The organism is Seonamhaeicola marinus, assembly GCF_008085455.1.
In genome coordinates, this window is sequence record NZ_VSDQ01000056.1 from 1 (window position 1) to 397 (window position 397).

At 33.8% G+C, this 397-nt stretch carries 1 pseudogene; it reads left to right on the plus strand.

From position 1 onward, the window contains the following. Nucleotides 1-397: pseudogene (locus tag FUA24_RS00360) on the plus strand (TonB-dependent receptor); the annotation flags it as partial.

Below are 397 nucleotides of genomic sequence, written 5' to 3' on the forward strand. Positions count from 1 at the left end.
CTAAACATGATGTAAATGACGATGGTTTTTTAGATATGCCAATTTACAACCAAATAAATATTATGAACCGCTGGCAATACACCAATGCCGAAAAAGGTTTTGTTAGTTTTATTAATTTGAAGTTTTTAAATGACGACAAACAAGCTGGTGAATTAGACTTTAATCCTAATAACGACAAGCTTACTACAAACCATTGGGGAAGCGAAATAGATACCAAGCGCTACGAAGTTTCAGCAAAATTAGGCTATGTGAATCCTGAAATTCCATGGCAAAGCATTGGAGTGCAAACCGCTTTTAGTAGCCATGAGCAACAATCATATTTCGGATTGAATACCTATGATATAACCCATAACAGTTTGTATGCAAATGCTATTTATAATTCTATAATTTCAGATTC